This window comes from Pseudonocardia bannensis, from assembly GCF_012911875.1.
In the GTDB taxonomy this organism is placed as follows: Bacteria; Actinomycetota; Actinomycetes; order Mycobacteriales; family Pseudonocardiaceae; genus Pseudonocardia; species Pseudonocardia bannensis.
The window spans coordinates 35,133-42,531 of sequence record NZ_JAAXKZ010000042.1 but is presented as its reverse complement, the minus strand read 5'-3'; the positions used below and the strand labels follow the sequence as shown (position 1 = coordinate 42,531).

At 72.0% G+C, this 7,399-nt stretch carries 9 protein-coding genes; all 9 read left to right on the top strand.

From position 1 onward, the window contains the following. Positions 1-532 (top strand): class I SAM-dependent methyltransferase (locus tag HF519_RS13590; protein ID WP_211169975.1); only part of this gene is annotated, 532 nt, incomplete at its 5' end. A gap of 8 nt (positions 533-540) precedes the next feature. Continuing rightward, complete coding sequence (locus HF519_RS13585) at positions 541-702, top strand: hypothetical protein (RefSeq protein WP_169413291.1); 162 nt, start codon at positions 541-543, stop codon at positions 700-702. Positions 703-1,178: 476 nt separating this feature from the next. Continuing rightward, positions 1,179-1,583 carry an MBL fold metallo-hydrolase gene (locus HF519_RS13575; protein ID WP_169413290.1) on the top strand — a complete coding sequence of 135 codons (405 nt, stop codon included), beginning with the start codon at positions 1,179-1,181 and terminating at the stop codon, positions 1,581-1,583. Continuing rightward, positions 1,580-3,001: an NAD(P)/FAD-dependent oxidoreductase gene (locus HF519_RS13570; protein WP_169413289.1), complete on the top strand. Its 1,422-nt coding sequence runs from the start codon at positions 1,580-1,582 to the stop codon at positions 2,999-3,001. The genes HF519_RS13575 and HF519_RS13570 overlap by 4 nt, the downstream gene beginning before the upstream one ends. 50 nt (positions 3,002-3,051) lie before the next feature. Then, positions 3,052-4,665 (top strand): MFS transporter, encoded by a 1,614-nt coding sequence (locus tag HF519_RS13565; protein WP_169413288.1) that lies wholly within the window; start codon positions 3,052-3,054, stop codon positions 4,663-4,665. Between the two features lie 300 nt (positions 4,666-4,965). Continuing rightward, positions 4,966-5,457 carry a universal stress protein gene (locus HF519_RS13560; protein WP_169413287.1) on the top strand — a complete coding sequence of 164 codons (492 nt, stop codon included), beginning with the start codon at positions 4,966-4,968 and terminating at the stop codon, positions 5,455-5,457. A gap of 272 nt (positions 5,458-5,729) precedes the next feature. Then, complete coding sequence (locus HF519_RS13555) at positions 5,730-5,933, top strand: hypothetical protein (RefSeq protein WP_169413286.1); 204 nt, start codon at positions 5,730-5,732, stop codon at positions 5,931-5,933. Positions 5,934-6,045: 112 nt separating this feature from the next. After that, positions 6,046-7,062: a lipoyl synthase gene (lipA, locus tag HF519_RS13550; protein ID WP_169413285.1), complete on the top strand. Its 1,017-nt coding sequence runs from the start codon at positions 6,046-6,048 to the stop codon at positions 7,060-7,062. Further along, positions 7,059-7,274 (top strand): dodecin, encoded by a 216-nt coding sequence (locus HF519_RS13545; RefSeq protein ID WP_169413284.1) that lies wholly within the window; start codon positions 7,059-7,061, stop codon positions 7,272-7,274. The genes lipA and HF519_RS13545 overlap by 4 nt, the downstream gene beginning before the upstream one ends. Positions 7,275-7,399: the final 125 nt, after the last annotated feature.

Genomic DNA, 7,399 nt, shown 5'->3' with positions numbered 1-7,399 from the left:
GGCCCGCCCCGCCCGCCGATGCCGGGTGGCGATCGTCGAGAGGGCCCGTATGCCCCGTCCCGTCCTGCCCCGGTCCGTCCGCACCGCCCTCGCCGCACAACGCGCGTACAGCAGCGACGCCACGGTGTACGACGCGCGCACCCGCACCTTCGAGACCTATCGGCGGAGCCTGGTCGACCTGCTCCCGCTGACGAGTGGCGACGTCGTGCTCGACGTCGGCTGCGGCACCGGCCTGTGTTTCGAACTGCTGCAGGAGCGCGTCGGGCGCGCCGGAACCGTCATCGGGGTGGACGCCTCCCCGGACATGCTCACCGTCGCGGCCAAACGGGTGGCCAACGAGGGGTGGGACAACGTGGTACTGATCGAGGCCGCGGTGGAGGACACCGACCTGCCCGTCGTCGCCGACCACGCGCTGTTCTGCGCCGTGCACGACCTCCTGCAGTCACCGGACGCGATCGACAACGTTCTGGAACACGTACGGCCCGGCGGATCGGTGGCGGCAAGTGGGCGCCGGTCTGGGCGGTTGCGCTGAACGCGGGGGTGCTGGCCCTGCACGCCCCGTACGTCCGGGACTTCACCGGCTTCGATCGGCCGTGGGCTCACCTGGCCGACCGGGTGTCCGACCTGGACGTGCGCGAGGTGGCGATGGGTGGCGGATACCTGGCCTCGGGCCGGGTCCGGGTCAGGCGCCGCGAGAGCTGATCGTCGCGACGAGTGCCGCGCGCACCCGCTGGACGGGGCTGCCGGATCCAGGTGGGCAGCGACATGCTGTTCGAGATGATCCCGGCGTACCTGGAGTTCTTCGGCTGCGGTACCGCGACACCCGAGGAACTGCGGGCCGTCGCGCAGATCAAGAGCTGACACACCTGCTGATCGGTCCGCTGAGTGGAAGCGCGTGTTGCCAGTGGACGGCGTGATGCGTGACGTTGCGGGCATGACCGGCCCGGCCGAGGTCGCCACCGGAGTGCACGGGCTCGCGTTGCCGCTCGGCATCCACGGTGTCCCGACGGTGAGTGTCTACCTGCTCACCGGGGACGCCGGCGACACGCTCGTCGACTGCGGCATCGCCGCGGCCGCGGTGGAGGGCGGAGACCCCGGACCCCGACGGCGCTCAGCGCCGCGCTGGCCGCCTGCGGCAGCTCTCTGGAACCGAGAGCTCCGCGGGGCTGCTCGACCGGATGCCCGTGATGCCGTCGATCGGCCGGCCCAGCACGCTCCTCGCCGGCGGCGAGCGCTTCACCGCGAACGGGCGGGAGTGGGAGATCCTGCACACCCCCGGGCACTCGCCCGGCCCCGGCGCTCCGTTCCGCGACGGAGCGCGCCGGGCCGATGCCATCGCGCAGGGCAAGCGGCGCCGCCTGAGGCAGACCCGGGAGCTCGTCGAGACGCGGGAGTACCCGGCCACGGAACTCGAGTTGTTCCGCTCGGCGCTGACGGGCGCGCAGCGGCATTTCGCGATGGCCGAGATACTCGCCTACCTCGCCTTCCACGAGGTGCGGGGCGTGCTGACCAGAGGCCGCCGACCGGACGGGGTCTACCTGTGGCGGCCGGTGGAACACCGAGAAGGGGAGGTGGACAGATGACCGGGGATCGACGGCACCGGGTGGTCGTGGTCGGCGGCGGGTTCGGTGGCTTGAACGTCACCCGGAGCCTGGCGCACGTCGACGTGGACGTGACGGTGGTGGATCGGACGAACCACCATCTGTTCCAGCCGCTGCTGTACCAGGTGGCGGCGGGGATCCTGCCGCCCGGGTTGATCGCGCCGGCGTTGCGCAGCGTGATCAAGAAGCAGAAGAACGCGCGGGCGTTGCTGGCCGATGTGCACGATCTGGATCTGGAGCGGAAGGTGGTGCGGGCCGAGGGTCCGGACGGACGCCCGCTGGGGCTGCCCTACGACACGCTCGTCGTCGCCGCCGGGGCGACGCACTCCTACTTCGGGCGTGATGAGTTCGCGCAGTTCGCGCCCGGTATGAAGACGGTGGAGGACGCGCGCCACCTGCGGGACCGCATCCTGTCGGCGTTCGAGATGGCCGAGTTGGCCACCGACCCGCAGGAGCGGGCGGAATGGCTGACGTTCGTGGTGGTCGGGGCGGGCCCGACCGGGGTGGAGCTGGTCGGGCAGGTGGCCGAGCTCGCGCACAAGGTGCTGCCGCAGGACTACCGCTCGGTGGACACCACCGAGGCGCGGATCCTGCTGCTGGAGGGCGCCCCGGCGGTGCTGCCGCCCTTCGCCGCGAAGCTGCAGCGCTACACCCACCAGCGGCTGGAGAAGATGGGTGTGGAGGTCCGGACCGACACTCTCGCGGTCGGCATGGACGACGAGAGCATCACCGTGAAGGGCCCGGACGGGCTGGAGACCATCCGGACCCGCACCCGGATCTGGGCGGCCGGGGTGCAGGCCTCGCCGCTGGCGAAGATGCTGGCGGAGAAGACGGGTGTGGAGACCGACCGGGCGGGACGGATTCCGGTGAACCCGGACTGCACGGTGGCGGGACATCCGGAGGTGTTCGCGATCGGGGACATGGTGTCGCTGAACAAGTTGCCCGGGGTGGCGCAGCCGGCGATGCAGGAGGGCCGCTACGTCGGCAAGGTGATCAAGGCCCGGCTGGACGGCGACCAGAACATCGAGCCGTTCAAGTACGTCGACAAGGGCAGCATGGCGACGATCGGGCACCGGGCCGCGGTGGCGGATGCGTTCGGGATGAAGTTCACCGGCTGGATCGGCTACACCATATGGGGTTTCATTCATGTGCTGTACCTGATCGGCTGGGGCAACCGGCTGGGCACGATCTACACCTGGGCCCGCGCGCTCACGTTCTCCAACAACCGCGGCCACCGCATCATCACCTTCGAGCAGGCACACGATCAGACCGTCGACTCCGGTGAGCGCAACGGGCACCGGGCCGTCGCTGCGCCACCGCCCGCCGCCGGGCCGCCCGAGCACAGCGCCACGCCTGACGACGCCCGGCCCGTCGGCCGGGCCGGGCGCGAAGCGGGGTAGATCCCGGCCCGGCCCGCCCGGTGTGCGTGGGCCTGCTGGGAGGATGGGGCATGTCCGACGACACCGCCCGAGCGACGCCGTCGGCGTGGGCGCCGCTGCGCGTCCGCGCTTTCCGCTTCCTCTGGATCACCCAGCTGTTCAGCTTGATCGGCACCTGGATGCAGACCGTCGGCGCCCAGTGGTTGCTGGTCGACGAACCGAACGCGGCGACCCTCGTCGGGCTGGTTCAGGCCGCGGCGATGCTGCCCACGCTGGTGCTGGCGCTGCCGGCCGGCGCGCTTGCCGACATCGTGGACCGGCGGCGGCTCCTGATCGCCGTCCAGCTGTTCCAGGTGGCCGTCGGCGCGGCGCTGACCGTGCTGGCGGCCACCGGCCACCTGCCGCCCGCGCTGCTGCTCACCGCGACGTTCCTGCTCGGCTGCGGCACGACGCTGATGATCCCCGGCTATCAGACGCTGGTCCAGGAGCTGGTCGGGCGGGACCAGGCACGGTCCGCCGCCGCGCTGAACGGCGTCGCGATGAACCTCGCCCGCGCCGTCGGGCCCGCCGTGGCCGGCCTGCTCATCGCGCAGGCGGGGGTCTCCGCGGTCTTCGCGCTGAACGCGCTCACGTACGCGGCGATGGCCGCCGTCCTGGTGGGCCTGCGACCGCCGAGGGCGCAGGAGCAGCTGCTGCCCGAGCGATTCGGTGGTGCTCTGGTCGCCGGGGCGCGCTACGTCCGCCACTCGCCCGCGGTACGGCGGCTGCTCCTGCGCACCCTGTTGTTCGTCGTCCCGGGCTCCGCGCTCTGGGCGCTGCTGCCGCTGGTCGCCAGCCGGTTGCTCGGCCTCGACGCGCTCGGGTACGGCCTGCTGCTGGGTGCGCTCGGGATCGGTGCGGTCACCGGCGCGGCCGTGCTGCCCCACGTCGTGGCCCGGTTGTCACCGACCCGGCTCGTCCTGTTCGCCGGCCTGGTGTTCGGCACCGCGACCATCGTGTGCGCCCTGGCACCGCACCTCGTCGTGGCGCTGGTGGCGCTCGTGCCGGCCGGGCTGGCCTGGCTGTGCATGCTCGCCACGATGAACGGCACCTTGCAGGTGTTCCTGCCCGGGTGGGTGCGTGCCCGCGGGCTGTCGATCTACCAGATGGTGTTCGCCGGCGGCCAGGCGGTCGCGTCCCTGATCTGGGGCGTGCTCGCCGAATGGCTCGGGCTGGTACCGACGCTGCTGGTCGCGGGCGGGCTGCTGGCCCTCGGCGCGCTCACCGTGGCCGTGTGGCCGCTGCACGACGTCAGCGGGCTGGATCGCGACCCCGCGGTGTACTGGCCCGAACCGCACCTGGAGCTCGACCCCGAGCTCGAGGACGGGCCCGTCCTGGTCACCGTGAGCTACACGGTCTCGCCGGAGAACATGCCCCGGTTCCTCGAGGCGATGGTGCCGGTGCGCCGGATGAAGATGCGAACCGGGGCCACCAGCTACGCGGTCTACCGCGATGCGGCCGACCCCACCCGTTTCGTGGAGGTGTCGCAGTACCCGAACTGGGCCGAACACCTCCGCCAGCACGGGGGCCGGCTCACCGGCTCGGACCAGGAACTCGAGGACGTCGCGCGCGCCTTCGCCGACGGCCCGCCGCGCATCGAGCACCTGCTGCCGACCCGAGCGGGCGAGCCCGGTGAGACGGTGTGATCACGCCGTACCGGCGCCGACCTCGATCCGTTACGGTTCGGCATTGCTCTCCTGGGCAGCGTCCTCCTCGCAGTGGCCGGGCTCTACATCGGGCTCAGCAGCGGCGGCACCGAGATGGGCACCGTCGGGTGGGTGTTCTTCGCCTTCGGCGTGGCTCGGCGCGGCGGCGCCTGATGCGGGTCCCGGTTCGTCTGCTCCTGGCGGGCCGAGGATCGGCCCGCAGATTCGTCCCCGCGGGCGGAAGCGCGCCACGGTCGTGCCCGCCACGGTATGGGCCCCCGCCGACCGAAGGAGCGCACGATGCGATCAGGGCCGGTCCTCATCGGATTCGACGGCACGCCGGCGGCGGAGCGGGCACTGCGGGAGGCGGGCGAACTGCTTGCACCGCGACATGCGCTCGTGGTCGTCGTGATGGAGATCGGGCGGGTCTTCGCGGCGACCGTGGGGCCGCTGATGACGGCCAGCATCCCGGTGACCGAGACCGAGATCCGCACGGCGATGGAGTACGAGAAGGAGGCGCTCCAGGCGGCGCGACGGCTGGCGGAGAAGGGCGCGGCGATGGCGCAGGAGGCCGGGTTCGACGCCCAGGGCCTGGTCGTGGCCGACGACGCCAGCGTTCCCGCCACGCTGTTGCGCCTGGCCGAGGAGCGCGACGCCCCGGTGCTGGTGCTGGGGGCTCACCGGCACAGCGCGCTGAGCGAACTGCTGATGGGCAGCACCGCACGCGAGCTCCTCAAGCGTGCGGATCGCCCGGTGCTGGTGGTCCGCGAGGGCGAGGTGAAGACCGACTGAGCGACGCGCCGGAGGCCTCTCAGGGAGTCGACTCGTGGCGCTGCCTGATCTCGAGGCTGTCCATCGCAGGCTCGACACTCGCGCGCACCAGCATGTCGCTGGCCCTTTCCCGCAACCGGGCACGATGTGTCCCCCTCCGTTGTCCCGACGGCCACGTCCGCGTGTCGCGGGGGCCGGCGCCGGCAGATGGTGGCGTGTCGTCGAGGAGCAGCTGGATCGGTCGTACCCCGACGGCCACCGGCCGCACCGCTGGCGGCCGCCGCTCCACCACCGTGCGGTGGTACACCCCCAGGGGCCGCAAGGTGCTCGAGTACTGGCTCGTCCACGGCCTGGGACACGCATGGTCCGGCGGGCGCGACGGCGGTTCGTACAGCGACCCCCGCGGTCCGCGGGCCGCGACCCTGATGTGGCAGTTCTTCCGGACCCACCGGCTGCAGCGCCGCCCGGCGGCCGGCCGCGCCGCCCGCGCCCGATGACCGCTGCGGCGGGGAGCCTTCCGCCCAGCGAGACACCACCCCGGCTCCGGCCCGGCGGCGTAGCGTCTTATCCACGTGTGAGGCCAGATCGCCGGAGGAGGAACCAGCCGAGGTGACCATCGCACCCGAAGGCCGCAAGCTGCTCCGTCTCGAGGTCCGGAACAGTGAGACCCCGATCGAGCGCAAGCCGTCCTGGATCCGGACCCGGGCCCGGACCGGGCCGCAGTACACCGAGCTGAAGGCGTTGGTGCGCTCGGGGGGGCTGCACACGGTGTGCGAGGAGGCCGGCTGCCCGAACATCTACGAGTGCTGGGAGGACCGTGAGGCCACCTTCCTGATCGGTGGGGAGCAGTGCACCCGGCGCTGTGATTTCTGCCAGATCGACACCGGGAAACCGGCCGCGCTGGACCGCGACGAGCCGCGCCGGGTCGCCGAGTCGGTGGCCGCGATGGGGTTGCGCTATTCCACGGTGACCGGGGTGGCCCGCGACGACCTGCCCGATGGCGGGGCCTGGCTCTACGCCGAGACGGTCCGCCGGATCCACGCGCTCAACCCGGGCACCGGGGTGGAGCTGCTGATCCCGGATTTCACCAACGACGACGGGCAGCTGGGTGAGGTGTTCGGGGCCGGGCCGGAGGTGTTGGCGCACAATCTGGAGACGGTGCCGCGGATCTTTCGCCGGATCCGGCCGGGGTTTCGCTACGAGCGCTCGCTTCAGGTGCTGAGCAAGGCCCGGGCGGCCGGGTTGGTGACCAAGTCGAACCTGATCCTGGGGATGGGGGAGACCCCGGCGGAGGTGACCGCGGCGCTGGTCGATCTGCACGCCGCGGGTTGTGAGATCGTCACCATCACCCAGTATCTGCGGCCCTCGAAGCGGCATCATCCGGTGGAGCGCTGGGTCCGGCCCGAGGAGTTCGTCGACCATGCCGCGGCGGCGGAGGAGATCGGGTTCGCCGGGGTGATGGCCGGTCCGCTGGTGCGGTCGTCGTATCGGGCCGGGCGGTTGTATGCCCAGACCAAGGCCCACCGCGGCGAGGCGCTGTCCCCGGAGCTGGCGCACCTGGCCGCCGAGGGCGCCGCCGCACAGGAAGCCCGCTCCCTGCTCACGAGCCCGCGGAGGTTCCGATGACCGATCACACGTACCGGATCACCGAGATCGTCGGGAGTTCCTCGGACGGTGTCGACGCTGCGATCCGCAACGGATTGACCCGGGCTTCCCAGACGCTGCGGCACCTCGACTGGTTCGAGGTGAGCGAGATCCGCGGCAGCCTGCAGGAGGGCGAGATCGGGCACGTCCAGGTCACGATGAAGGTGGGGTTCCGCCTGGACGACCCGTCCTGACGGCCCCGCCCGCTGACCCGGCTCCGCGACCCGACGGACCGGTGGCCGTTGCTCGCCGCCCTTCTCTGCGTACCGCGGAGTCGGTTACGTTCGGGCCGGGGATACCGGACCCCGGCCTCATCGCT